This is a genomic window from Bacillus sp. REN10 (assembly GCF_016820555.1).
Lineage (GTDB): Bacteria > Bacillota > Bacilli > Bacillales > Domibacillaceae > Bacillus_CE.
The window spans coordinates 43,447-68,793 of record NZ_JADHDW010000008.1 but is presented as its reverse complement, the minus strand read 5'-3'; the positions used below and the strand labels follow the sequence as shown (position 1 = coordinate 68,793).

At 38.0% G+C, this 25,347-nt stretch carries 22 protein-coding genes; 17 read left to right on the top strand and 5 right to left on the bottom strand.

Annotated elements, in window-relative coordinates; genetic code table 11:
* Positions 1-53 precede the first annotated feature (53 nt).
* From IRB43_RS12130 to IRB43_RS12115, 4 genes are all read right to left on the bottom strand, one after another.
* Complete coding sequence (locus IRB43_RS12130) at positions 54-1,409, bottom strand: sigma-54 interaction domain-containing protein (RefSeq protein WP_238941984.1); 1,356 nt, start codon at positions 1,407-1,409, stop codon at positions 54-56.
* A 675-nt stretch (positions 1,410-2,084) separates the two neighbouring features.
* Positions 2,085-2,543, bottom strand: a complete 459-nt coding sequence (locus IRB43_RS12125) for an acyl-CoA thioesterase (RefSeq protein ID WP_203363746.1) — start codon at positions 2,541-2,543, stop codon at positions 2,085-2,087.
* Entirely contained in the window at positions 2,540-3,457 is a 918-nt protein-coding gene (locus IRB43_RS12120; protein ID WP_203363745.1) for an alpha/beta hydrolase, read from the bottom strand. Before IRB43_RS12120 ends, IRB43_RS12125 begins: the two co-directional genes overlap by 4 nt.
* A gap of 24 nt (positions 3,458-3,481) precedes the next feature.
* Positions 3,482-3,790, bottom strand: coding sequence for a muconolactone Delta-isomerase family protein (locus tag IRB43_RS12115; protein WP_203363744.1), 309 nt, complete (start codon positions 3,788-3,790; stop codon positions 3,482-3,484).
* Between the two features lie 268 nt (positions 3,791-4,058).
* Between IRB43_RS12115 and IRB43_RS12110 the strand changes: the two genes are divergently transcribed.
* The 17 genes from IRB43_RS12110 to IRB43_RS12030 all read left to right on the top strand — a co-directional run bounded on the left by IRB43_RS12110 (position 4,059) and on the right by IRB43_RS12030 (position 24,885).
* Entirely contained in the window at positions 4,059-5,054 is a 996-nt protein-coding gene (locus IRB43_RS12110; protein WP_238941983.1) for an NAD(P)H-dependent flavin oxidoreductase, read from the top strand.
* Positions 5,054-6,478: a carotenoid oxygenase family protein gene (locus IRB43_RS12105; RefSeq protein ID WP_203363743.1), complete on the top strand. Its 1,425-nt coding sequence runs from the start codon at positions 5,054-5,056 to the stop codon at positions 6,476-6,478. Before IRB43_RS12110 ends, IRB43_RS12105 begins: the two co-directional genes overlap by 1 nt.
* A 53-nt stretch (positions 6,479-6,531) precedes the next feature.
* Positions 6,532-8,259 (top strand): class I adenylate-forming enzyme family protein, encoded by a 1,728-nt coding sequence (locus IRB43_RS12100; RefSeq protein ID WP_238941994.1) that lies wholly within the window; start codon positions 6,532-6,534, stop codon positions 8,257-8,259.
* A gap of 27 nt (positions 8,260-8,286) precedes the next feature.
* Positions 8,287-9,492 carry an acetyl-CoA C-acetyltransferase gene (locus tag IRB43_RS12095; protein ID WP_203363741.1) on the top strand — a complete coding sequence of 402 codons (1,206 nt, stop codon included), beginning with the start codon at positions 8,287-8,289 and terminating at the stop codon, positions 9,490-9,492.
* A gap of 96 nt (positions 9,493-9,588) precedes the next feature.
* The gene (locus IRB43_RS12090) at positions 9,589-10,692 is read left to right on the top strand and encodes an acyl-CoA dehydrogenase family protein (RefSeq protein ID WP_203363740.1); all 1,104 of its coding nucleotides are present in this window, start codon (positions 9,589-9,591) and stop codon (positions 10,690-10,692) included.
* 65 nt (positions 10,693-10,757) lie between these two features.
* Positions 10,758-11,948 (top strand): acyl-CoA dehydrogenase family protein, encoded by a 1,191-nt coding sequence (locus IRB43_RS12085; protein WP_203363739.1) that lies wholly within the window; start codon positions 10,758-10,760, stop codon positions 11,946-11,948.
* A gap of 97 nt (positions 11,949-12,045) precedes the next feature.
* Positions 12,046-13,602: a class I adenylate-forming enzyme family protein gene (locus IRB43_RS12080; RefSeq protein WP_203363738.1), complete on the top strand. Its 1,557-nt coding sequence runs from the start codon at positions 12,046-12,048 to the stop codon at positions 13,600-13,602.
* A 169-nt stretch (positions 13,603-13,771) separates the two neighbouring features.
* Entirely contained in the window at positions 13,772-15,157 is a 1,386-nt protein-coding gene (locus IRB43_RS12075) for a 3-hydroxyacyl-CoA dehydrogenase NAD-binding domain-containing protein (RefSeq protein WP_203363737.1), read from the top strand.
* Between the two features lie 794 nt (positions 15,158-15,951).
* Complete coding sequence (locus IRB43_RS12070) at positions 15,952-16,611, top strand: response regulator transcription factor (protein ID WP_203363736.1); 660 nt, start codon at positions 15,952-15,954, stop codon at positions 16,609-16,611.
* Positions 16,611-17,654 (top strand): sensor histidine kinase, encoded by a 1,044-nt coding sequence (locus IRB43_RS12065; protein WP_203363735.1) that lies wholly within the window; start codon positions 16,611-16,613, stop codon positions 17,652-17,654. Before IRB43_RS12070 ends, IRB43_RS12065 begins: the two co-directional genes overlap by 1 nt.
* A gap of 49 nt (positions 17,655-17,703) precedes the next feature.
* Positions 17,704-19,191 (top strand): multicopper oxidase family protein, encoded by a 1,488-nt coding sequence (locus tag IRB43_RS12060; RefSeq protein ID WP_203363734.1) that lies wholly within the window; start codon positions 17,704-17,706, stop codon positions 19,189-19,191.
* A gap of 418 nt (positions 19,192-19,609) precedes the next feature.
* Positions 19,610-19,930, top strand: coding sequence for a DUF3870 domain-containing protein (locus IRB43_RS12055; protein WP_203363733.1), 321 nt, complete (start codon positions 19,610-19,612; stop codon positions 19,928-19,930).
* 149 nt (positions 19,931-20,079) lie between these two features.
* The gene (locus IRB43_RS12050) at positions 20,080-21,153 is read left to right on the top strand and encodes a DUF819 family protein (protein WP_203363732.1); all 1,074 of its coding nucleotides are present in this window, start codon (positions 20,080-20,082) and stop codon (positions 21,151-21,153) included.
* 54 nt (positions 21,154-21,207) lie between these two features.
* The gene (locus IRB43_RS12045) at positions 21,208-22,290 is read left to right on the top strand and encodes a dipeptide epimerase (protein WP_203363731.1); all 1,083 of its coding nucleotides are present in this window, start codon (positions 21,208-21,210) and stop codon (positions 22,288-22,290) included.
* Positions 22,291-22,322: 32 nt separating this feature from the next.
* A complete protein-coding gene (locus tag IRB43_RS12040) occupies positions 22,323-23,336 on the top strand; it encodes a C40 family peptidase (RefSeq protein ID WP_203363730.1) in 1,014 nt (337 codons plus the stop codon).
* A 750-nt stretch (positions 23,337-24,086) separates the two neighbouring features.
* On the top strand, positions 24,087-24,365 hold the full coding sequence (locus IRB43_RS12035; protein ID WP_238941981.1) for a hypothetical protein: 279 nt from the start codon (positions 24,087-24,089) through the stop codon (positions 24,363-24,365).
* 268 nt (positions 24,366-24,633) lie between these two features.
* Positions 24,634-24,885 (top strand): hypothetical protein, encoded by a 252-nt coding sequence (locus tag IRB43_RS12030; RefSeq protein ID WP_203363729.1) that lies wholly within the window; start codon positions 24,634-24,636, stop codon positions 24,883-24,885.
* Between the two features lie 153 nt (positions 24,886-25,038).
* Here the strand turns inward: IRB43_RS12030 and IRB43_RS12025 are convergent, their stop codons facing one another.
* Complete coding sequence (locus tag IRB43_RS12025; protein WP_343070869.1) at positions 25,039-25,332, bottom strand: DUF3784 domain-containing protein; 294 nt, start codon at positions 25,330-25,332, stop codon at positions 25,039-25,041.
* Positions 25,333-25,347 lie beyond the last annotated feature (15 nt).

Below are 25,347 nucleotides of genomic sequence, written 5' to 3'. Positions count from 1 at the left end.
ACTTTCTTTGTTAAGATGTGTCCTTTTCGGTAACAATATGAATGAATGCACGACTAAATGTGAAGTTTATATTTTTGCAGTTTTTTTACGACTGCAGATTGGCTAATACCAAGCGCTTTTGCAACCTTTCGCGTTGTTTTATACATTTGTATTTTTTCGAGGATAATTTTCTTCTCTACTTCTTCAAGTGTGTGTTTCAATGAATAACTTCCAGAAAGACTTGGGTGTTCCGCAATGAAAGGAAGGTCGCTCCAAGTAATTTCTTCTTGCTCGGAGGTGACAACTAGCCGTTCAATCATATTTTCCATTTCGCGGATATTCCCAGGCCAAGAATGTTTTTCAAACAATTCAATAACACCGGGCTGAAAATGCTTATGAAAATTATATTTTTGGTTTGTCTGATTTAAGATCATATGCGCTAGTGGTTTAATATCTTCTACACGTTCACGTAAAGGAGGAATGTTTAAGGGAACTATATTCAATCGATAGTAAAGGTCTTCGCGGAACTCGCCATTTTTAATCAATTGTTCTAAGTTTTTATTCGTCGCGGAAATAACCCTAACATTAATCTTGACATCTTTTCGGCCACCAACTCTTCGAATTTCATATTCTTGTAGAACACGTAATAGTTTCACTTGAAGATCAATTGGCATATCGCCGATTTCATCTAAAAAGATTGTTCCGCCATTTGCTTCCTCAAAAAGTCCAGGTTTCCCGTTTTGGTTGGCTCCTGTGAAGGCCCCTTTTTCATAGCCAAATAATTCGGATTCTAGTAAATGTTGAGGGATGGCAGCACAATTGATTTTGATGAGCGGGTATTCTGCCCTTAGACTTTGCTGGTGGATTAGTTTGACAATAACTTCTTTACCGACGCCAGATTCTCCTAAAATAAGCACAGAAGAATCTACTTTAGCGACTTTTGTAGCTAGGCGAATAATATGTTGAGTTTTAGGACTAGAAGCGATGATATTCCCTGCTATCGGTACGGAAGGAAGTGTTTCTGGATGAAGGAAAAGTGGGTTCGCATTATTCTTTCGCTTTAATGCAATGGATAAAAGCAAATCAATTTTGACGTTTTTCAATTCAGAAATGTCGCGTACATTGAGAACGACGTAGTCTATTTGCCCCTTTGAATCAAAAATAGGGTTTCCTGTAACTAACGTTTCAACCCCGCGAATACTGATAACTTCTGTATGCGGACGTTTATCCTTCAAAATCGGCTCCGTTACTGATTTTGAAATATATCCTTTTTCAATCGCCGATGCAATATTTTCTCCAACAAATTCATCACGACTAAAACCTGTAATACGTTCGGCCGCTTTGTTAATCTCAAGACCAAAACCATGTTTATCAAAAATACAAATCCCATCATAGCTATGAAGAAAAGCAAGTGAATAAATAGTGTCCATTGTGTTCACCTCTTTTTCAATCTGTTCTAAATGATTCGTTATGGAATCGATCATTATATGAATAATAATATACTAAATATTCTGAATTTCAATCCTTTTTGTGGATTTGAAATAAGTTGAGATGTTTATAAAAAAGTTTGATTAAAAATCCTGTGTTGATATATGCAGAGTTTTTTCTTGTTCCACAAACGGGCCATATTGTTAAATAAGTTTGTCAGAACTTTTTGTGCTATGAAACGTATAGAAATTGTGATGGAGTGTACTTAAACTACATAACAAGTTGTGGAAGTGATTAACAAAAAAGGGGGATAAAAACTGGATTTATTATCTTGATAGCTGTTGGATTCATTACAATCGGATTTGTTTTTCTTGGTTTTATAACAAGAAATATGGAAAGTAAGATCCATCAAGGTTCAGCTACCCGATTCATAGTTTGGAGGATAGTGGGAACCACTGTTTGGGCGATAGTAAGTATTATTCTTATTGTGTGGTGGTTATTTCCTAGATTTTTGTGAAGAAGTGTACTTAAACAAACAGGCGCTTTAGTTGAGCAAGGATGATAAAAATTATCAAACTTTTTTATTAAAGGATGATTCAATTGAATTTAGAAAAAGCGTGTTTTGATCAATCTTTTTTCAAATCACGCTTTTTCTATGTATGCTTTTTGGAATGCTACTAAACTAAAGATTCATCTTTTTCTAATTCTCGTATCGATTCTTTGACGAAATCAGACAGGGCAATGGTTTTTCTGGTGATGCTATCCATTAATATAAGTGTTGACCAATTGGATGCAATCAGTTCACCTGTTGATTTTCGAAGGATTGCGCTTTCCAAAGTGAGAGATTTTGTTCCGAATTTAGAAGTTCTTACTTTGATGATTAATTCCTCACGCACATAAGCTTCACGGTGGAAATGGCAATATATATCGCCAACGACAAACATTAGTCCGCAATCATAGAACCCAAAATGCTCGAGGTAATCAGCACGTCCTTGTTCAAAGTATGGACTGTAACTTGTATTGTTTACATGGCCAAATAAGTCTGTTTCACAAACTCGAACCTTCGTGTGAGTAGAAAAGTGGAATTGTGTAAGCCAATCTTCAACAGTGGGTTGGATATATGCTGGAAGAGTCATTTTCTCACTCCTTTGCGTAAATGCTCTACGAACCAGCTTGTAGCCGCTTGTTGTGCAGCCTCAAATGTTTCACCATTGTAAACATCGAAATGACCTTTTGGTAATTTTACAAGTTTTTTAGGCTCCTTTGCTTTCGAATGAAACACTTCAATAGCTGCGTCAGGTGGCGTGATTCCGTCTTCTGTTGCAACAATCATCATCAATGGCGTCGGTGAGATGATATCCATATTAGCAGCGGGAAAATATTCTAAATAATGTTCCATAGATTCAAGTGTAATATAGTTTTTCCAAGTAGGAGCAACCTCTTTAGACATTTTTGTAAACCACGGGTATGCTTCAGGATGCGTTTGTGCACAGTTTTGATTATCTTTGCTGACAACAGGAATATGTTCAACAGGTGCACCAGTATAGCGTGCTTTACGGTAGGCAATCAGCTTTTCGATGTAGGCGTGCATATTTTCTTTTCCCATTTTTTTCTCCATACCAATCCAGCCACGAATGGTTGGGACTTGTGAAACAATTGCTTTTACACGACGATCGAGTCCTCCCACCTGTAAAACGTGTCCTCCGCTATAAGAAGTCCCCCAAATCCCAATTTGATCTTCCTGTACATTTGGATGTGACGAAACCCATGAAATCGCATGTCGATAATCTTTAATCTGCTCTAGAGGATCCATATGCTGTCGGTTTTCTCCTTCACTTTCTCCAAAGTTACGATAGTCGATAATGAGCGTAACCAATCCAGCCTCGGCAAACTTTTCCGCATACTTCGGTAAGTAAGCCTCTTTGACAAGACTAAATCCATGTGCCATCACGATAGCTGGATATGTTGCTGTATCTTCTCCAGACGGAATATAAAGTAATCCACTGCATGCAATCCCATCACTCATATACGTAATTTTTTCGATTTTCATCCTATTCCTCCTCAAACAATCGCTTTATTTTTTGCTCCATCGGTTAATAACATCTTCTGCAAACTCAAGATATGGCCGAATCGGGGTCATTTCTTGAATGGTTAAATAATTAGCTAATGGTAGTTGTGCAGTAAAAACACGATCTAATTCATCATGTGAATCAGCTCGATAAATTAATATGACTTCTTTCCGTCCAGCAATTTTATAGGCACTTATTATTTTTTTGTGTTCCATTGCTTTTCGAGCAACTGCTATTTCCTTTTCCCATAATGCCCAAAGCCCCTCATTTGACAGTTCTTTTTGATGAACTGATGCACGGATGAAAAATAACATCGCATTGTCCCCCTTATTATTCCATAGTCATTTTTGTTTCCAGGTAATAATATGCAAAAAGTATACCAAGCCTTTAGATTCCGTTAACATCGTCTTTTAATGAAAGAAAGCCCTATTTTGATTCGAAATCGAATCGGAATAGAAAGAGTTGATTATAAAAGTAATCAAAAAGAAGGTTGTTTTGCGATAATACCTGTTTTTGGGTGTTGGCATGGTAATTGCAATTTATTCACTGTGAAAGGGCTTGGATCAGAGAGGGGGAGAGTTTTTGGGGAATAAAGAAGTGATTTTGAGGAGAATCGGGGACCAAACAGTACTGCCGGTTATATCAGCGCCTATGTTTTTAGTATCAGGTCCGGAATTAGTGACGGCTTGTTGCAGAAGTGGTGTAATGAGTGCTTTTCCAGCACCAAATGCCCGAACAATCGAACAATTAGAAGATTGGATGAAAACAATTAAAGGGTCATTAGAAGAAAGAACAAATAATGGCCAAAAAATTGCTCCGTGGGCAGTAAATATAATTGCCCATCGTTCATATGATCGTTTGCAACAAGAATTGGAGCTGTTAATCCGCTATGAACCTCCCATTGTGATAACGGCATTAGGAAGTCCAGCTCGAGTGGTGGAAGTTGTTCATAGTTATGGTGGATACGTATTTGCTGATGTGAACTCTGTGAAATTCGCGAAGAAAGCCGCACAAACAGGAGTGGATGGTTTAATCCTCGTCAGCTCCGGAGCGGGCGGTCATACAGGAGCGATGACGGGCTTTGCTTTTGTAGAAGCGGTACGTCAATTCTGGGATGGGGTCATTGTCCTTGCAGGAGGCATATCGAGCGGAAAAGGTATTTTAGCCGCACAAGCACTTGGAGCCGATCTTGTTTACATGGGAACCTCCTTTATTCCAGCTGCCGAAAGTATGGCGCAGCAAGAATATAAAGAGATGGTTGTGGAGGCGGAGTTTGACGATATTTTATTGACGAATGCCTTCACGGGCGTTCATGCGAACATGCTGATTCCAAGTGTTGTAAAAGCAGGTCTAGTACCTGAGAAGTTAACACCGAAAGATTCGATTGATTTTAGTAATCCACAAAGTGATACAAAAGCTTGGCGTGATATTTGGTCGGCCGGGCATGGGGTGGGAGCCATTCAAAGCGTTCAACCTGCTGCCGGAATTATTCAACATTTACAACGAGAATATAAAGAAGCACAAATCGAATTAAATACAAACAATCAATGGAAAAACAGTGAAAAGGAGCGAATCTGATGAGTAAAGTGGAATTTAATCCTTATTTAAAAGCCCCATTATATGCACCGATTGATGAAGAACTATTCGTAGAGGAACTACAAGTGATTGAAGGTGAAATCCCTACTGACTTTAGTGGTGCGTATGTCCGTAATGGCCCGAATCCAAAGTATGAGCCGATGGGGCGCCATCATTGGTTTGATGGAGATGGAATGTTACATGCTGTCTATATTAAAGATGGAAAAGTGAGTTATCGAAATCGTTATGTTCAAACAAAAGGTTATCAGCATGAAGATCAAGCGAAGAAATCTGAATGGGTCGGGCTAATGGAAGACGTATCAAAAAATCCAAGTTTTGAAAGGTTGAAAAACACTTCTAATACGGATGTTGTCTATCACAATCATAATCTGCTCAGTCTTTGGTACATTTCTGGTGAGCCCTACCGCATTGATGCGAAAACATTGGAAACGATTGGAGTAGAAGATTTTAATGGTCAATTAAAATCAAGCGTTTCTGCCCATTCAAAAGTCGATGAAAATACGGGAGAATTTATTTTCTTTGACTATGGAACAAAATTTCCATATATGATGTATGGTGTTGTTTCAGCAGATGGAAAAGATGTGCATAGTGTGCCAATCGAATTGCCTGGACCGCGAAACCCTCATGACATGTGGATTACAGAAAACCATTCCATTTTGATGGATTTACCGTTATTCAACAATTTTGAAGCGTTGAAAAAAGGGCGCTATAAGGTTGAGTTCTATCGTGATATGCCGAGTCGTTTTGGTGTGATTCCAAGGTACGGAGCTTCGGAAGATATTCGCTGGTACGAAGCCAATCCTTGTTATATCTACCATACAATCAACGCATGGGAAGAAGGTGATGAAATTATTCTTATCGGTTGCCGGGTAAAAGAGCCAGAGCCGCCAAAACATGCGGGCGAAAGCGATATTGAACGGATGATGCAATTTTTACAGTTGAATGCGCAATTGTACTACTGGCGTTTAAATACAAAAACTGGAGCAGTAAAAGAAGGGGAACTTTGTGATATGAATACAGAGTTCCCAGTCACCAACTTAAATTATCTGGGACGAAAAGGGCGCTATTCTTATAATGTTTATATTGATTCAGCGGTTACGCTAAAATTTACGGGTTTAGTTAAATATGACACATGGACAGGCGCCTCGAAGAAGCATATGTTCGCGCCTCAGCACTATGGAACGGAAGCAGCATTCGCACCAAAGAAAAATGCCGAATCAGAAGATGATGGGTATGTTCTTTCTTATATTTATAATGAACAAGAAAATAAATCCGAGTTGATCATCTTAGATGCACAGCATTTCGAACTGGAGCCAATTGCTAGAATTGCGTTGCCGCAACGGGTTCCAATGGGCTTCCATGCAACGTGGATTTCTGGGGAAAATTTCTATGGGGGAGATGCATAAAGTAAGCAGATCGGCTAATAGAAACTTGCGTAGCTAAAGGGGGAGAAGTGGAAATGATACTGGCAAGCAAAGAAATCATTAAAGAATATGAAGAAAAGGGATGGTGGGGAACAGAGACTATCTATGATGTATTCCGTCATCACGTCAATAATCGACCGCATGTTGAGGCCATTATTGACCCCCTCAATCGTGAAACCATTTGTCATCAAGCACCAAAACGACTCACGTACCAACAACTTAGTGACGAAGCAGATCGGCTAGCGGCTATTTTGATGAAACATGGAATTAAGAAAGATGATATTATTGCCGTTCAATTACCGAATACCGTTGAAATTGTTATTTCTTATTTAGCTATTTTACGAATTGGTGCGATAGTAACGCCATTACCCGTTCAATATCGAGAGCACGAATACGACACCCTGCTTAATTTTGTTGAAGCCAAGGCTGTCCTTACTATGTCACGCATTCTGAATTACCATGCCGCGCAAACATTTGTAGAGATGCGATCGAAATTGCCAACGATCGAAACGATTTTTGCATGGGGCGAAGCTATTCCAGCAGGAGTTCTCTCCATCGATCAAGCAGAGTTATCACTGGAAGATAATGAATATCTTCAACAAGAAATAGCTGCGAATCCATCTACAACCAATGATATTTTTACGATTTGTTGGACATCAGGTACAGAAGGAAAGCCGAAAGGAGTTCCAAGGAGTCACAATGAATGGCTCATTTCCGCTTACGCTTCGGTTGATGTTGCGGAATTTACAGAAGAGGACGTATTGCTCAATACATTTCCGATGGTCAATATGGCAGGAATTGGCGGCATGTTTGTTCCTTGGTTAATTGCCGGCAGTAAGCTAATGATGCACCATCCGTTTGACTTACCGGTACTTTTGCAACAAGTAGCCACTGAACGCGCCACGTATACATTAGCTCCACCAGCGCTGTTAAATATGATGCTGAATAATGAAGCTATCTTAAAGCAAGCGAATTTTTCAACTTTGCGAGCTATTGGTTCCGGATCCACTCCACTCTCTTCTTGGATGGTAAGAGGGTGGAAAGAAAAATTTGACATTGATATTATCAATTATTTTGGTTCGAATGAAGGAGCAACGTTTATAAGCGGTCCAAGGGATATTCCCAATCCTGAGCAGCGCGCCAATTTCTTCCCGCGCTTTGGTGTAAAGGGATATGAGTGGTCAACAAGAATTGCGCATCGTTTTCAAAGCAGAATTGTGGACGTAGAGACGGGGGAAGTCATTACGGAGAGCGGCATGCCGGGTGAAATGAGAATTAAAGGGGCAAGTGTGCTGCAAGGCTACTGGAAAAGAGAGGACCTTAACTGCAAAGTATACGATAAAGATGGCTTTTTCTGTACCGGAGATCTATTTGAAATTGTTGAAGTAGATGGGGTTCAACGATTCTACCGTTTTGTTGGGCGTTCTAAAGATATTATTATTCGCGGCGGCATTAATATATCGCCAGAAGAAGTTGAACACTTCTTACAAAGTCATCCAAAGATTGCGGAAGTTTCAGTCGTCGGTGTTCCTGATAAAGTGATGGGTGAAAAAGCCTGTGCTTGTATTGTATTGAAAAATCCAGAGGAAACTATTGATTTAGAAGAAATAATCGCATTTTTTAAAGAGAATGGTTATGCAACCTATAAGATTCCAGAATATATCGCAATTTATAAGGAGCTCCCTCGTAATCCTGTAGGGAAAATATTGAAACATCGTTTACGCGAGCAAGTACTTGAAGAACAGGAAATTGAGTATAGCTAACAAAATTTTGAGAGTGGTGATCATCAAATGGATGCTTATATTTACGAAGCGATTCGCACACCGAGAGGCATGGCAAAGAAAGAAGGGTCTTTAGCTCCTGTTAAACCGATAAAACTCGTTTCACAATTACTTGCTGCTATAGAGAATCGTCATTCTTTTGATAAGGAGATCGTAGAGGATCTTATTCTCGGCTGTGTGACGCAAGTGAACGATCAGGGGGCTAATATTGCTAAAATCTCTGCTCTTTATGCTGAATGGCCGGAATCGATTAGTGGAGTAACGATCAATCGTTTCTGCGCTTCTGGTTTGGATGCGGTAGGAATGGCGGCGCTAAAAACGCACTCGGGGATGGAAAACGTGGTGTTAGCAGGTGGGGTAGAATCTGTTTCACGCGTCCCTATGTTCGCTGATAAGGGTGCTTGGTTTGTTGACGAAGAAGTACGTGCGCAAACTGGATTTGTGCAGATGGGCATTTCGGCTGACATCATCGCCTCTTTAGAAGGTTTTTCTCGAAGTCAGCTAGATGAATATGCTGTTCAATCTCAAGAGCGGGCGGCAGAAGCGAGAAGAAAAAACTGTTTCTCCCGCTCGATCGTTCCTGTTTATGACGATGAAAAAAATCTGTTGCTCGATCATGACGAGTTAATTCGTGAAAACAGCTCTATGGAAACATTATCGAAGCTTACACCTTCTTTTATCAAAATTGGTGCAGGGGAAGCAGAAAGCAAAATCTATCGAGCTTTCCGGGAATTAAATAAAATTGAACATCTGCATCATGCAGGGAACTCACCCTCTTTAGCCGATGGAGCTTCCTTACTACTTGTAGGGAATAAAGAAGCCGCGCATTCTTTAGGGATGAAGCCAAGAGCAAGAATTATTGGAGTGGTGAATGCTGGAGCGAGTCCATATCTATTGACAGGTGGACAAACAGCTACTGAAAAAATATTAGAGAAAACCAAGCTTTCCGTAGAAGATATTGACCTTTTTGAATATAACGAAGCTTTTGCCGCAACTGTTTTGAAATATATACATGACTTGAATATTGACGGAGAAAAAATCAATGTCAATGGTGGGGCTATATCAATGGGACATGCACTAGGGGCTACAGGCGGTATGCTTGTGTCCACAATGATCGATGCGCTAGAAAGACAGGAAAAGAAGCGAGGGTTAATTGCAGTAAGTGGCGGGGGAGGGACTGGAACCGCCCTTGTTATCGAAAGAATCGAATCATGAGATAAATCTATAAGGGATGGATCACTTTTTCCGCGAAATGAATGCTAAGGAAGAAAGATTCATCTAGTCAAAAATGATTGAGTTGAGGTGAATCAAATGGAGTTTTCTTATAATGATGAAGAAGTAATGTTGCAACGCAGTATACGGGATATGCTGAAAGAAAAAAATACAATTGAACATGTTCGTCATTTTATAAAAACGAGTGAAATGAGTCAAGAGATACGTAAACTAATCGCTCAACAAGGGATATTAAGTATGTTTGATCTAGCTAGCGATGAAAATAAAGGGATGATTCCTGGAGTGATTTTTGCACAAGAAGCTGGTCGTGCATTGTTGGCGTACCCGTATATTGAAGCCACTTTGGTGAACGCTTTATTGTCCACAAGTGACATTCAAGCCAAAATGGTTGCGAATATTGAAACAGGGAGAACACTTCCTACGATTGCGTGGACGAGCACGGAAGCGAGGGTTGAAAAAAGAGGTGAAAATCATTATGTTGCGAACGGCATCCTCAAGGAAGTCCCGTTTGCTAAAGATGCTGACTTGATCCTTGCATCAATCCGAGTTTTAGGCGGTGGTTTTTCCAGTCAAGAAGAAGAGACACTGGTTCTCATTGATGCAAAAAGCAATCATTTAAATTTTCTTAATAATCAATCTATGGATGAGACATATCCTTTATATGAGGTAGCACTTCATGATTATGCTTTTGATCAATCTTCCATCGTATTAGCAGAGGGAATGGGAGTCGGTAACCAAAAGATGAAGGAACTGAAACGAATAGCTTCGTTATTGCTTGCTGCAGAATTAACGGGGGCGAGTGAAAGAATGATGCACTCCACTTTGCAATATTTAAAAGAGCGAAAACAATTTGGAGTGGCGATAGGATCTTTTCAAGCATTGAAGCATATGGCTGCAGATATGTTTACACAAATTGAAAGTATGAAAGCAGCGATTGATTATAGTGCTTGGGCGCTGGATATGAATCATAAAGAAGCCGAAGAAGCGGTTTCAATTGCTAAATCATATGCATCCTCCCATTCAATCAAAATCGCAGGGGATGCCATTCAAATGCACGGGGGAATCGGTTATACGTGGGAAAATGACATGCATTTATTTTTCAAACGCATTCGACGTGCCGCTGCGATATTAGGGAATAGTTATGATCATCGTGAAACTATAGCAAAGCTGGTCATTGATTAAATCAATTCGAATGCATTGAAAGTAGTGTAGAAACAACATATAAATGATAACGATGAGGTGAGGGCATGGATCTTTCATTAAGCAAAGATTTAGAAGCATATCGTTTAGAAGTTAGACATTGGTTACGAGAGAACTTACCTGATAATTGGGGAACACCTTTATATACAAAACCGCAAAATGAGGAGGAAGAGGTAGCCTTTTACCGCGGGTGGGAGAAAACGCTTTATTCAGGAGGATTTAATGGAATCACTTGGCCAAAAGAGTATGGAGGTCAAGGAAAAACAACGATACACGAAATTATTTTCTTTGAAGAGGCTGGAAAGTTAAATGCTCCTCCTGAAGTAAACGCCTTAGGCAAATCTCTATTTGGACCGACATTATTAGTTTACGGTACCGAAGAGCAAAAAATGCGTTATTTAGAGCCTTTATTGAAAGGAGAAGAAATGTGGTGTCAAGGTTTTTCGGAGCCGAATGCCGGATCTGATTTAGCATCGCTTCAAACGAGAGCGGAGTTAGACGGGGATGAGTGGGTCATAAACGGACAGAAAGTTTGGACAAGCGGAGCGCAGTTTGCTGACTGGTGTTTTGTCTTAGCACGAACAGATAAAGAAGCCCCTAAGCATAAAGGCATAACATTCTTTCTCGTTCCTATGAACAGTGAAGGGGTGACCGTTCGTCCGATTGTTCAAATGGATAAAAAGGCAATGTTTAATGAAGTGTTTTTTGATAATGTTCGGATTCCAAAAGGGAATTTTGTCGGCGAGCTAAATAATGGATGGCAAATTGCCATGACAACATTAAGTTTCGAACGTGGAACGATGTCACTTGGAAGACAAGCGCAATTTCAAAAGGAATTCGAGCAAATTGTTAAGTTAAGTAAAGAGTTGACAACGGCAGATGGTTCACGTATTGCGGATACAACTTACTTTAGACAAAAGCTTGCTGAAATTTACTCAGAAATCCGTATCTTCCGTTATCATGGCTTGAAAACAATGAGTCAGCTTATGAATCATAACAGACTAGGTCCTGAAGCTTCCATGCAAAAAGTATTTTGGAGCTCTATGCATGTGAAATTGGGAGAATTGGCGATGGAAGTGCTCGGTAAGTATGCACCGTATTGGGGTGAAGATAGTTTAGGAAAAGGGAAGTTGCATGAAATTGATTTTATCTCTCGAGGAGAAACGATTTATGCGGGCACGACGCAAGTTCAGAAAAATATTATTGCAGAAAGAGTTTTGCAATTACCACGGGGATAATCAGTAGACGCATGACGCATGGAAATCATTCGATGCTAGAAGGGGAAATCAGTTAAGTACTAAATAGCATTCCTAAAAAACCAAGGAGGGAATTCCTATGATGTTACTTACTACTATATTGAAAGAGAACATAGAAAAATTTGGGGAACATGATTTTATTCGTTTTGGCGATTCCACGTATACCAATATAGAACTAGATCATTTATCAACTAAACTTGCTAATTATCTGCAAACAAAAGTGAAGAGTCAAAGTGATAAGGTAATTGTTTATTTGCAAAATTGTCCTGAAGTTCTTGTCGCCTATCAAGCCATTTTAAAAGCAGGAGCTGTTGTCGTTCCCGTTATGTATGCATTAAATGCAAACGAAGTTCATTATATTATGGAAAATTCTGATGCAGATACAATCATTACATCGAGCAGCTTGTACGATAATATTGTTACAGTAGCACAAAAAATGGATAAGAAGATTCATGTTATTGTTACAGATGCGTTCGAAAATGGACATGTTGAAAGAAATATGGAGGTCCATGAATTAAATCAAATCTATTTTTCTTCAGAGGATAAGCTGATTGAAAATAATCTGAATGTAAAAGAAGACGATTTAGCTGTCATCCTTTATACATCAGGTACGACTAGCCAACCAAAAGGAGTCATGTTAACACATCGAAATCTTTACATTAGTGCACAAGCCTCTGCTAATGTAATGGAAGTTGAGATGTTAAGGAAGACAACTGTAGTCGCGCTGCCTTTAGCACATAGCTTCGGTTTTACAGCGATGAATATGTATTTAAACCTTGGAAGTACCGTAATTGTATTAGAAAGATTTGATGCAGAAGAAATTTTTAAAGCGGTTGAAAAATATAAAATCCAATCTTTTTCAGCTGTCCCAGCCATGATCTATGGAATGATTATGCATCCGTCTATCGATAACTATGATTTTAGTAGTGTAGTAGGGATTTTATGCAGTTCAGCTCCTTTGCCAATCGCTTTGTCGGAAGCGTTTACAAGAAAAACAGGTGTACCGATTTGGCAGGGATACGGTTTATCTGAAGCAGCGCCTGTCGTATCGCTTCAGTGGAGAGATATGGTTCAAAAAACAAGATCTGTAGGGCCACCTATTGACATTGTCGAGGCAAAAGTAATTGACGAAGATGGAAACACATTGCCGACGGGTGAGATTGGTGAGCTGGCAGTAAAAGGATTGAATGTAACACCTGGTTATTACCGACTTGAAGAAGAAACGGCTAGAACCATTGTCGACGGCTGGTTGCGTACGGGTGATATCGCATATATGGATGAGGACGACTATATTTTTATCGTTGATCGCAAGAAAGATATGGTGATTCGAGGCGGACTAAATATTTTCCCTCGAGACATTGAGGAAGTAATCGTTATGCATTCAGATGTCTTAGAAGTTGCGGCGGTGGGTGTGCCTGATGAACAAATGGGAGAGTGTTTAGTCGCGTATGTGGTTAAAAAACCAGACGCCTCAATCACAGCAGAGGAGATTATTGCATTCAGCCAAGAACATTTAGCGAAATATAAAACGCCAAAGGAAGTCATTTTTATCGACCAATTGCCTCGTAATGGAGTGGGAAAAATATTAAAACGCGGTTTAGTAGACATTTATCAAAAGGAAGTGACTAACAGATAACGAGGAAAGCTGAAATTTTGGCCATATAAATCGAACAAACTTATTAATAAATAGATGAAGATCGTTGTTTCAAACGACAAAAAAAGGCGACTACAGCTGAATCAGATTGCAGTCGCCTTTATGAATATGCAACTAAATAGGAGAAAACATAAAAAAGGAAGTGTTTGAGGTGGGCTATGCAATTAAAAAAGCGGCAGTTTTAGGGGCAGGTGTCATGGGCGCAGGTATTGCAGCTTATTTAGTAAATCAAGGATTGTCTGTTCAACTACTCGATAGAAGTCCTAAGAAGTTAAATGACGAAGAGGAAGCAAAAGGATGTAGTGTAGAAGATGCATCCGTTAAAAACCGACTCGCAAACGATGCAATTAACAGACTTCTTCAACAACAGCTTCTAACAGAAGATCAATTATCCTCCATTACGGCTGGAAACTTTGAGGATGACTTAGCAAGTTTAAAGGATGTAGACTGGATCATTGAAGCAGTTATAGAAGATTTACAAGTGAAAAAAATGTTGTTTCAACAAATTGAGCAGGTGCGTTCAGAAAAAACAATAGTTAGTTCCAATACTTCTGGATTAAGCATTCAAGCAATGGCAGAGGCGTGTTCGGTGGAGTTTCAAAAGCATTTTTTAGGCACACATTTTTTTAATCCTCCTCAGTTGTTAAAACTACTTGAGCTCATCCCAGGAGAAAAAACGTCTGCTGAAGTGTTAAACTATATGCAATATTTTGGTAAGGAAGGTTTACAGAAGGGAGTCATCCTCGCAAAAGATACCCCGAATTTTATTGCAAATCGATTAGGAACCTTTGGGATGTTTATTGCGTTACGTGAACTTGAAAAAGGGGACTATTCAGTAGGCGAAATAGATTCAGTTATGGGATCATTGATCGGTCGTCCAAGCTCTGCGACATTTCGAACTGCGGATGTAGTAGGAATCGACACGTTGAAGTTGGTAGCGAAGCATATGCAGGAGCAGGCAAAGGGTGTTGAAAAAGAAATGTACCAATTGCCTCCATTTATTAATCGAATGATCGAAAATGAAATGCTTGGCGTAAAAAAAGGTCGTGGGTTTTACCAGAAGTTAGATGGCGAAATATTAGAGTTGAATGTTAAATCAATGAAATACGAACCTATTAAAAAATTAAAGACACTTTCTTCTGTTGAAAAAGCGATGCAAATAGAAGATGTTGGCGAGCGAATGAACATATTAATGTATTCCGATGATCGTGCAGGTAAACTCATTTGGACTATGTTATCAACAACTTTGCGATTTGCTGGACATCTACATGGTGAAATTGCAGATGATATTGTATCAATGGACAATGCATTAAAATGGGGATTCGGTTGGGAGCTCGGTGTCTTTGAAATTTGGGATGCGATTGGTGTCACAAGGTCGGTTGTAAAGATGAAGGAAGAGGGAGAAGCTATTCCACCTATTGTACAACAACTTATGGACAAAGGATACGATTCTTTCTATAAGAAAGTAAACGATAAGAATTATTTCTTCAATGGTAATGTATATGAACGATACATTGAATATAATTTGGCAGTCTAAGCGTAGCTGTTAAATAAACGAAAAACACAACAAAACAGGAAGTCACCCCGATTCATTAATAGGTGGCTTCCTGTTTTGTCGTAAAAGACAGACTGCTCCTTTCAAATAGGTTCAACCGGGCCATTGGGAAATTCTCAATTTCCATTTAAAACAGTCCCCGCTGAGACGAAAGTGTTCGGCTGGATGATCGAATGACAATAAAGCAAAATAAAACTACTTTAGCATCAATGGGCTTATACGATTTTATTTATTATTGCATAATATTTGCTTAATCAATCTAATTTGGCCACGGTGGTTTATTTCATCCTCCATGACGTGGTACCATAGCCAGTAGTTATTATGAGAAATACCATTCTCCCATTTGTTTTCCTCAAACAACCAGTCTTCAGTTTTCGAGCTTAACAGTGATAAAGTTTTTTTTCTCGTTTCAAATAATACCTTTAAGTAATAATCAAGAGGTTGGTTCTTAATTTCATCTTTTGCTTTTTCCCCACTATACTTATGATATTTTAATGATTTTTAATTTATAGGGTCAGACCACATAGGTAGAACATAACGAAGACGGTTTTCGAAACAATTCAATCCTTTAAATAATTGTATTTTACATACAGAGTGACGATCTATCCGAAAAGGTTGAACATGTATTTACACAAAAATATTGACACTCCCGAAGTTTCCATCACAAAATAAAAGTCAGAACTTACAAAATACATATTAACCATATGTTCTCTTTCACCGTTTTTATTGTTTGTGATGTTTTAGAATAATTTATACAAAGTTGGTGAAATTAAAAAATGCGAGTATTAATTGTAGATGATGAAGAAAAGATTACAAATGTATTGGTATCTTATTTTGAAAAAAACGGAGATCATACATGGGTTGCACATACTGGAGAATCTGCAATCCAAATTGTAGATCAAATACCTCTTGATATGATTATTTTAGATTTAATGCTACCAGATATGGCAGGTGAAGATATTTGCCAATATGTAAAATTAAATTACGACATCTGTGTCATTATGCTTACGGCAAAGGTCTGTATTGATGATAAGGTGAAGGGATTTAAAATGGGTGCAGATGATTATATAGTTAAACCATTTCATCCTAAAGAAGTATTAGTAAGAGCAGAAAGGTTGTTACCAGATTCAAAGAAAAAGCAAATTATAACTTTAGGACCGTTAGAATTTCATAAAGATGAAAGAAAAGTATTAATAAATCATCAAAGCATTCAGTTTACGCCACACGAATTCAGTATTCTACTATTACTAGCTGAAAATCCTAAAAAGGTATTTAGCAGAGATGATCTTATTCAAAAAATATTTGGGTTTGATTCGGACATAAATCCCCGTATTGTGGATCAACATATTAAAAATATTCGTAAAAAGGTGAAGGAAGATTATATCCAAACTGTCTTTAGATTAGGGTATAAAATAAACGAGAAGGTTCAAGAATAATGAAGTTTAATATAAAAGTTGCCTTAATTATAACCATTTTTTCATCATGCATGCTCTTATTTATTACAGTGATATTACTTTATAAAGGCCATGAACATTTGATGATGCTGCATATTACCGACTCTGAAGAATTAATTCATCATTTTGATATGGCATTAAGAGAAACGGCATTGTGGGCATTAGGCTTATTACTTATTGTCATTTTGATTTCTAGTTTGTTAATTGCAAGAGCATTGACTAGGCCGATTCAAGAACTAAATCATTTCGCGTTAAGGCTGGTTCGTGGAGACCGTCACTTAAATATAAGTTATACCGTTAATGATCAAATTGGCCAATTAGGTCAGTCGTTGATAAAACTAGATGAAACATTAAGTGCTTATGAATTGCGTCGTAAAGAAATGACACAAGATCTTGCACATGAAATTCGTAATCCACTAGCCTCAATAAAAAGCTATTTAAGTGCATTTGAAGATGGGGTTTGGACAGCTACTCCAGATCGCTTGCAAGCATGTGTTGAAGAAATTGATCGGCTTATTATCCTCATTGGAGAATTAGATACATTAAATGATATTAATAGTCCTACATTTAAAGTCATTATGAAAGAGCAACCGATTGCTAATTTAATCGAGAAATCTGTTATTGCATTAGCAAGTGAATTACTTGAAAAAGAAATACAGATAGAAATGGATTTAGACAAAACAATTCATGCAAAGGTAGATGCTCTGAGATTGAATCAAATTCTACACAATATTATTAAAAACGCCATATACCATGTTCAAAAGGGGAGCATTATCTCCATCAAATTATATAAAAAAAGCTGTAACTATTTCATTCTTGTACATGATAATGGAATTGGTATGGATGAAGAGACAAGTAAAAAAATCTTTGAACGAAATTATCGAGGAGAAAATCGATATACTGGCAATGGGATTGGTATGACAATTACTAAAAAGCTAGTGGAAGCACATAACGGTACAATTTCCGTCAAAAGCGAACAAAATATAGGAACAACATTTTTTATACAAATGCCCGTTTCTACATAATTCCTACACAACTATTCTGTATATTTACAGCGAAAGGAATGGTTGATATATGAGGAAAATAGCATTAGCAAGTATTGTTGTAAGTCTGAGCATACTAGGAGCTTGTAGCCAAGGAAATAGTAACAATACGAAAAATATGGACCACTCTTCAATGGATATGAAAGGTATGGATCATTCTTCTATGGATATGAGCCATGAATCCAATACAGAGTTAAAAAGCAGTCTTGGAGAAAATGAATTAACTTTTCCAAAAGTACTAAAACCAGATCATGAGGATAACAATTCCATTTCATATACCATTCGAGCTCAACAAGGTGTTTCAGAAATATTTGATGGAATTAAAACAAAAGTATACGGATATAATGGGGACTTTTTGGGACCAGTAATTCGAGTGAAAAAGGGAATGGAGGTCACCATTCATTTAGTCAATGATTTAAAAGAAGATACTACTTTCCATTGGCATGGTCTTAAAGTTCCTAGTAACGAGGACGGGGGACCACATAAAGTATTGAAACCTGGCGAGTCTGAAACCATTCACTTTACCGTCAAACAGGATGCTGCTACACTCTGGTTTCATCCACACCCTATGCATGAAACAGGAAAACAAGTATTTAAAGGTTTAGCAGGGTTACTTTATATCGATGATAAGAATAGTGAAAAATTAGATATTCCAAAAACTTATGGAGAAGATGATTTTCCAATTATTATTCAAGATAAAACATTTACTGATGATAAACAACTTGATTATGACAAAGTAATGAATGAAGATGGAACAACAGGGGACACGCTTTTAATCAATGGGATTGTCGACCCAAAACTAATAGTGGATCGTAAAAAAGTTCGCTTACGTATTTTAAATGGTTCCAATATGAGAAGTTATACTCTACACTTTGATAACGACATGGAATTTCATCAAATCGCAAGTGATGGTGGTTTCTTAAATAAACTAAACACAACAAAAGAGATTGAAATTGCACCTGCTGAACGGGCTGAAGTTCTCGTAGATTTAACTAAAGTGGAGGGAAATGTAGTTACACTCTTTAATAAAGATAGTGTAGCTATTCTGCCTATTCATTTAAAAGGATCAGCGGATAATTCCAAAACAGCAAAAGCTATAAAGTCATTAAATAACCTCCAAATTTCTGATGAAGTAAAAAATAAAAAGGTCACAAAAAAAATTAAATTGGCTGGTATGGGGAAAAATGTGACAATTAATAATAAGAAGTTTAATGCAAATCGAATTGATCTAATACAGAAACAAAATAAAACTGAAGTATGGGAAATAGAAAATATGAAAGATTCAACGGGGGGAATGGCCCATCCTTTCCATATTCATGGTACACAATTCCAAGTTATATCAATTGATGGAAAAGAGCCTCCAAAGAATTTATCTGGATTAAAAGATACCGTTTCTTTAAAACCTGGACAAAAAGCAAAAATTGCAGTTAAGTTCACTGAAAAAGGAATTTACATGTTTCATTGTCACATTCTGGAGCATGAAGACAATGGAATGATGGGACAAATTAAAGTGGATTAGTTAACTAGTTGTGCATTTTATATAGTTTATATTAGAGCTACACTGGATAAGAATCTTTTTATAACATAAAATACGCCGATCTTTCTTACATAAAGAAATCCGGCGTGTTTTTTCGGCTAGTTTCAACCATAAATAAGAGGGAATATAATGCATAATTGCTCACTTTTTTGATTTTTGACTGATAAACTATTTTAAGTGATTACGCATATCAGCAATTGTTGGTTTAGAGTGTAACTGCAACCCCTAAATGGACCTTATTTCTTACCGAATGCTGAAAATTCATTATTGCCTAAAAAAGGTAGGAATGATATATTATATAATATCCTTTGAAAACGATTTCACGGTACAAGCTTCTGCAAGTTTTCCCTTGTTGGTCCCTTGTATCGTCTGATATTACGCTTGAAAGGAATTGGCTCGTATGTATGATAAGAATACGATTTTTATTATTGGTGATGCTAAAGCGCCCCAAAATAATCCGATTACCAAAAAATATAATCAGTATTTTCTGGCAATTGTGGTCGATGAGACAGATGGAAAGATCATAGATGTTGAATGTTCGGCAACAGTGGACATAACTAAACGTTTTGTGCAATCGCTTTTTATTGGACGTTATATTGATGATCCTTCGATTGCAGAAGACATTAGCCAGCGTTATTTTGGATCATCCCAAAAAGCGTTAATGGTTGCCTTTAATGATGTTCAAAAAAAATATCAAGAAATTGCTGCTTTGCCTAATTAAACCTAGGCGAAATCCAGTCTAACTGTTTTATTGTTAGGCTGGATTTTTTTATTGTGAAAAAAGGGGGAGAGTGTAAATATCACTTCGCTGATTTATTCACTCTCTAAACCTTAAATTTATAGATTTCACTTTTAAAGGAGATGATATCAATGATTCAAGATGGATTTATGTATCTCAGTGTGCTTGTTGCGATGGCCGCTCTGATGGTCGCTTTTGAGAAACGATTTAGCACAAACAAATTCTTTAAGTTTATACCGGGCATTGTTTTGATTTATATCGGAGCCGCTGTGATGCAGACATGCGGGGTATTTGCCAATAATGAGTCTACTGCAGCAATGTACGCAGGTGTTAAAGGGGCTTTACTTCCAGCAATGCTCGCTATCATGTTATTAAAATGCGATATACGAAGCATTATTAAGCTTGGTCCAAGAATGCTTGGCGGATATCTTGTAGCAGTTGTCAGTATTATGTTTGGGTTTGTTATTGTGTATGCTCTTCTCCAGCATTTCTATGTGGATGGCACTTGGAAGGCTTTTGGAGCACTTGCTGGAAGTTGGACAGGCGGATCAGCCAATATGGTTGCCCTTCAAGGCATACTGAAAGTACCTGAAAATATTTTCGGCTATGCCCTTATGATGGATACAATCAATTATGCTGTTTGGGTCATGTTCATGTTTTGGCTCGTTCCATTCGCCGGAAGATTCAATCGTTGGACCAAAGCAGATGCTGGATTCACCCACCAAGGGTTTAATGAGATTGCTGCTGCAAGTGAAGAGGAAAAAACAGGGCCTCGCTTCCAACATATCTTGTATTTACTTGGTATTGGTCTCTTAATTTCTTCCTTATCAACTTTTGCCGGTACGCACTTGCCTGAAGTTGGAGCTGTTATTAATAGTACAAGCTGGACCATTATGATCGCATCGGTTATTGGGTTACTATTGGCTCAAACGCCTGTAGCTAAAATTCCAGGGGCGCTTGATGTTTCTAATGTCATGCTTGTTCACTTAATCATCATGCTGCTTTTAGGGAAACTATTTAAATATGATCTATTTACGCTTGGTGTGGCGAGTTTAGCAAATATTGGAGGGATGGCATCGGCGCCAATGTTAGCGGCTGCATATAGTCGAACACTAATCCCAATTGGGGTTATCATGGCTCTCATTGGCTCATTCCTTGGCACTTACTTTGGAATGCTTGTTGCTAAAATTTTGGCCATTCTATAAAGCGTTCATCAAGAGTTATGTAAGGGATTTGATAAAGAAAGGAAGTATACAACTATGATGATCAAAGATTTACAAGTCAACCGCCGAAAAATACCATTACTTATGCCCTTTAAAACAGCTTTAAGAACAGCAACAGAAATAGAAAGTACGGATGTTACTTTGACTCTTGAGAATGGAATCATAGGGAAAGGAGCAGCTGCACCTACCTTCGTTATTACAGGAGAATCTTCTGAAAGCATTGTGGCCGCTCTTACGGGGCCCATAAAAGACATACTCGTCGGAAGTGACATCAGTCATTTTCAAACTTTGCTTCAGGCCATTCAATCTTGCTGCGTTGGCAATTCAAGCGCAAAAGCCGCGGCAGATATCGCTTTGCATGACGCTTATTGTAAATGGCTACATGTACCGTTACATGCTTTTCTTGGAGATAAAAAGCCGCTTCAAACATGTATGACTATTGGGGTGGATGCACCGAAACAGATGGCCGATGACGCGAAAAGAAATATAGATCTTGGGTTTAAGATTTTAAAAGTAAAGGTAGGGGCGAACCCTAGTCTTGATATTGATCGTATTGAAGCTATTCGAGATGTTATTCCAAAAACCGTTAAGCTCCGTCTTGATGCTAATCAAGGATGGACGCCAAAACAAGCTGTCCAATTGATCAATGACATGGAAAAAAGGAATTTAGGAATCGAATTTGTTGAGCAACCTGTGGCAAGCCATGATTTAGAAGGGTTGAAATTCGTCACAGAACGCGTGGGGATCCCAATTATGGCAGATGAAAGCGTATTTTCAGCAAAAGACACATTAACGCTTATTTCTGGACGCTATGTTGATCTATTAAATATTAAACTTATGAAATGTGGCGGTATTTCAAATGCTTGGAAGATTGCCAGCATCGCTGAGACAAATGGCGTTGCTTGTATGATTGGAAGCATGATGGAACCTGCACTTTCGGTCGCTGCAGCCGCCCATTTTGCGGCGGCCCATCCGAACGTGAAGTATTTTGATTTAGACGCTCCATTGTGGCTTTCCGAAGAAACACAGGAACTCTCTTATGTTAATGAAAAAGTTATTTTATCTGATTTACCTGGGATCGGTTTGGTTAACACAGTGCTTGGCACGGTCAAAGGTTAGATGCTGAATGAATAAAATAGGGAGGGCTAGGAATGAAACGTTGGTTTTTGATGATGATTGTGTTTTTAGCCGGTGCAGCGTTCAATACACCAGCCTATGCTAAGGAAAAAAACATAGAGGAAACGGCTTATGTCGATGTCTCCGTCGCAACGCTTTGGACAGCTCCGGATATTTTGCGACCTGTAGATGCGCCATCCGCGACAAATCCTGTGGATATGAGAAAATGGACAAGCTCTATGACATATGAACAGCAAGTCCAATTATCTACTGATGGAATGCTAGAAACTCAAGCTTTGTACGGCAATAAGGTCACAATTCTTGAAAGACAAGGCGAATGGGTCAAAGTTGCAGTAGATGGTCAACTAACACCGCGTAATGACTTAGGGTATCCCGGATGGATGCCATCTTCTCAGTTAACATACAGTGAAAAATATGCTGAAAAGGAAAATCAGCCGTTGGTTTTATTTAAAGCGCCAACGACTTATCTTTTTAAAACGCCTTCTTTCAATCATAAAGAAATTGAAATTAGTTACAATACTCGCCTGCCTTATATAGGAGAAACAAAGCAAGCTTATAGAGTGTTAAAGCCAGATGGCAGCCATGCATGGGTAAATAAACAAGATGCACAAATATATCAATCGCAATCCGCCATTCCGACACCGAAAGGACAAGACTTGGTCGAAACAGGAAAAATGTTTTTAGGCCTTCATTATTTATGGGCTGGAATGAGTGGATTTGGATTTGATTGTTCAGGATTTACGTTTACCATCCATCAATCGCATGGCATCACCATCCCGCGTGATTCAAGTGTTCAAGCAAAATATGGGGAGCCTGTGAGGCTTAATAAACTAAAACCTGGTGATTTACTCTTTTTTGCCTATGATAATGGGAAAGGAAGAATTCATCATGTAGGGATGTATGCCGGGGACGGTATGATGATTCACTCACCAAATTCAAAAAGGGATGTTGAAATCATTCCTGTTAATACCAAGGGATATATTGAAGAATTAGCAAGCGCTCGCCGTTATTTTTCAGATAGTCAGTAAGATTTAAAGGGTAATACCAATACCTTGAACAAAAGAGGCTGCTCATTTTTTGGTAGTAGCCTCTTTTGTGTATATACCATATCGCCGATTTACTATACTTCATCTGTATGGGGAACAGGTACTAATATAGAATGTAAATACTTGTTATTAAAATACTGCTTTAAAACCTTGAAATTTATCTGAATTCAATTTAAAACTGATGAACGCAATGTTAGGTCACAAAAAGCGATAGAAAAATAGGTGGAGTGTGGGAAGGCGTATTAAGCAATCAGATGATTCGGCAGGATGGCACCTTCCGTAATTCCGTATTGAACAATGGTGTGCCGGAGAAAGGAGTTCGTATACTTGGTCGTTCTTGCAGAAATTTTACGCGCAATAGCTAGTGTATTACTTATTTTTAGTGCCACTTTCTATTTGCGACATTTGGAAAAAACTAAAAAGCAAAGAAAACTTTCAGCCTTTGAATTCACAATGTACATAATCATACAGATTGCATATGGCCTCCTTGCAATCAGTTTGTTGATTTCGGTGTTTGGTAATTAAATTATTGCATTTGTAATTAGGAACCAGTGCATACGTTTTTCTCTCATTTCTGTAATCGGGCGTACTTCTTAAATAAGAGTGCGCCTTTTTAGAAGCGGAACAGATGGTTGTCTAGGTGTTGTTTAGAGAAGAAACATAAGCGCAGCAGATACCTTAATAAAATTCAAAGCAAGGGGTTAATCCTTATTTAGAGGAGCCATAAAAACAATGATGAAAGTAATTTTAGAGTTGATCGGTAGTTTTTTATTCGCAGGAATATATGTTAGTAGTGATGTTTTGGATACTAAAAAAATTGATCATAATATTGAACGGTTAAGGCAATATGATTGGTTTGAGAATATTTATAATGATGAGCGTTACCATCGCTTGTTTTTTGTAAATAGGAAAGTTAGACATTATTTGCAAAGTTCAATTCGTGTAAAAAGAATGATGAAAAATGAACGAGCACAAAAGAAATTGATAGTATTACTGAATAAGCAGTTATAATGAGGGGAAATAGAGTCTGTAAGTATGGAATAATTGTCAAAATCAGACTTTATTTGGTGAGTTAGAGATTCCGTATGCTTATAATGTCAATAGTAGTAAAGATCAGTCTATGCTTTTTATGGTGAACGGAGATCATCTTATTTAATAGCTTTAATGCAAAATTTCTGTCCTGAAATGGATAGGATGGTAGATAAGTCATTCCGAGCTTCACCTAAAAAGTTAAGATAGTCACTTTCTAGGTTTTTGAAAAAGAAGGGGGAAGATGAGGATGAAAGAAAACGTTCCATATGTACAAAAAAATCCGGGAGTTGCTGCTGTACTTAGTTTCTTTTGGTCTGGACTAGGGCAGATTTATAATGGACAGATTGTAAAAGGTATTTTGCTGATGGTTTGGCAAGCACTGAATGCTGCACTTATGGCAGTGTTCATCGGGTACTTGATTTACCCAATTGTATGGATTTTTGGTATTTTCGATGCATACAGAACAGCAAATAAATTGAATCGAAAACATATTCAGTAACACGAAACAAAGCTTGATAATATTTGGTTAAATGATGAAAGTGTACTGAAACGAACAAAGCAGGTTAGTACAATAAAAAGGAGTAAGTCCCAGGAATAGGTTGACTCCTTGTTGTACTAATCTGCCCTTTTTATTCTGCTTAAATGGAGAAACCTATTTTTTAAATCGATTCCCCGTATTGAAGTAGACTAAGGCAAACACGATAAGACAGACAAATAAAATCAGGCCAAGGCCAAACAAAATTTGGTAATCTAGTATTTCGCTTAATGCCCATAGTAATAGACTAACACAAATGCCATACATAATTTTGCTCATAAATTTGCAAAGTTCCGCTTCGTTATATTTTTCTTTTTCACTTTGTGACATGGTGTTATATCCTGCGATTAAGAAGGCTCCTTTGCCTTTTGATAAAACGATCGCAAATATGAGAAATGGTATTAAAATCACGAAATATACAATTGC

What these genes read in the sequence shown, in the direction of transcription:
- IRB43_RS12055 (WP_203363733.1), top strand. Translation starts at nt 19,610, where the DNA reads ATGTATGATAAGAATACGATTTTTATTATTGGTGATGCTAAAGCGCCC.
- IRB43_RS12100 (WP_238941994.1), top strand. Translation starts at nt 6,532, where the DNA reads ATGATACTGGCAAGCAAAGAAATCATTAAAGAATATGAAGAAAAGGGA.
- IRB43_RS12050 (WP_203363732.1), top strand. Translation starts at nt 20,080, where the DNA reads ATGATTCAAGATGGATTTATGTATCTCAGTGTGCTTGTTGCGATGGCC.
- IRB43_RS12095 (WP_203363741.1), top strand. Translation starts at nt 8,287, where the DNA reads ATGGATGCTTATATTTACGAAGCGATTCGCACACCGAGAGGCATGGCA.
- IRB43_RS12085 (WP_203363739.1), top strand. Translation starts at nt 10,758, where the DNA reads ATGGATCTTTCATTAAGCAAAGATTTAGAAGCATATCGTTTAGAAGTT.
- IRB43_RS12130 (WP_238941984.1), bottom strand. Translation starts at nt 1,409, where the DNA reads ATGGACACTATTTATTCACTTGCTTTTCTTCATAGCTATGATGGGATT.
- IRB43_RS12065 (WP_203363735.1), top strand. Translation starts at nt 16,611, where the DNA reads ATGAAGTTTAATATAAAAGTTGCCTTAATTATAACCATTTTTTCATCA.
- IRB43_RS12125 (WP_203363746.1), bottom strand. Translation starts at nt 2,543, where the DNA reads ATGACTCTTCCAGCATATATCCAACCCACTGTTGAAGATTGGCTTACA.
- IRB43_RS12115 (WP_203363744.1), bottom strand. Translation starts at nt 3,790, where the DNA reads ATGTTATTTTTCATCCGTGCATCAGTTCATCAAAAAGAACTGTCAAAT.
- IRB43_RS12105 (WP_203363743.1), top strand. Translation starts at nt 5,054, where the DNA reads ATGAGTAAAGTGGAATTTAATCCTTATTTAAAAGCCCCATTATATGCA.
- IRB43_RS12120 (WP_203363745.1), bottom strand. Translation starts at nt 3,457, where the DNA reads ATGAAAATCGAAAAAATTACGTATATGAGTGATGGGATTGCATGCAGT.
- IRB43_RS12060 (WP_203363734.1), top strand. Translation starts at nt 17,704, where the DNA reads ATGAGGAAAATAGCATTAGCAAGTATTGTTGTAAGTCTGAGCATACTA.
- IRB43_RS12030 (WP_203363729.1), top strand. Translation starts at nt 24,634, where the DNA reads ATGAAAGAAAACGTTCCATATGTACAAAAAAATCCGGGAGTTGCTGCT.
- IRB43_RS12040 (WP_203363730.1), top strand. Translation starts at nt 22,323, where the DNA reads ATGAAACGTTGGTTTTTGATGATGATTGTGTTTTTAGCCGGTGCAGCG.
- IRB43_RS12080 (WP_203363738.1), top strand. Translation starts at nt 12,046, where the DNA reads ATGATGTTACTTACTACTATATTGAAAGAGAACATAGAAAAATTTGGG.
- IRB43_RS12045 (WP_203363731.1), top strand. Translation starts at nt 21,208, where the DNA reads ATGATGATCAAAGATTTACAAGTCAACCGCCGAAAAATACCATTACTT.
- IRB43_RS12070 (WP_203363736.1), top strand. Translation starts at nt 15,952, where the DNA reads ATGCGAGTATTAATTGTAGATGATGAAGAAAAGATTACAAATGTATTG.
- IRB43_RS12090 (WP_203363740.1), top strand. Translation starts at nt 9,589, where the DNA reads ATGGAGTTTTCTTATAATGATGAAGAAGTAATGTTGCAACGCAGTATA.
- IRB43_RS12035 (WP_238941981.1), top strand. Translation starts at nt 24,087, where the DNA reads ATGATGAAAGTAATTTTAGAGTTGATCGGTAGTTTTTTATTCGCAGGA.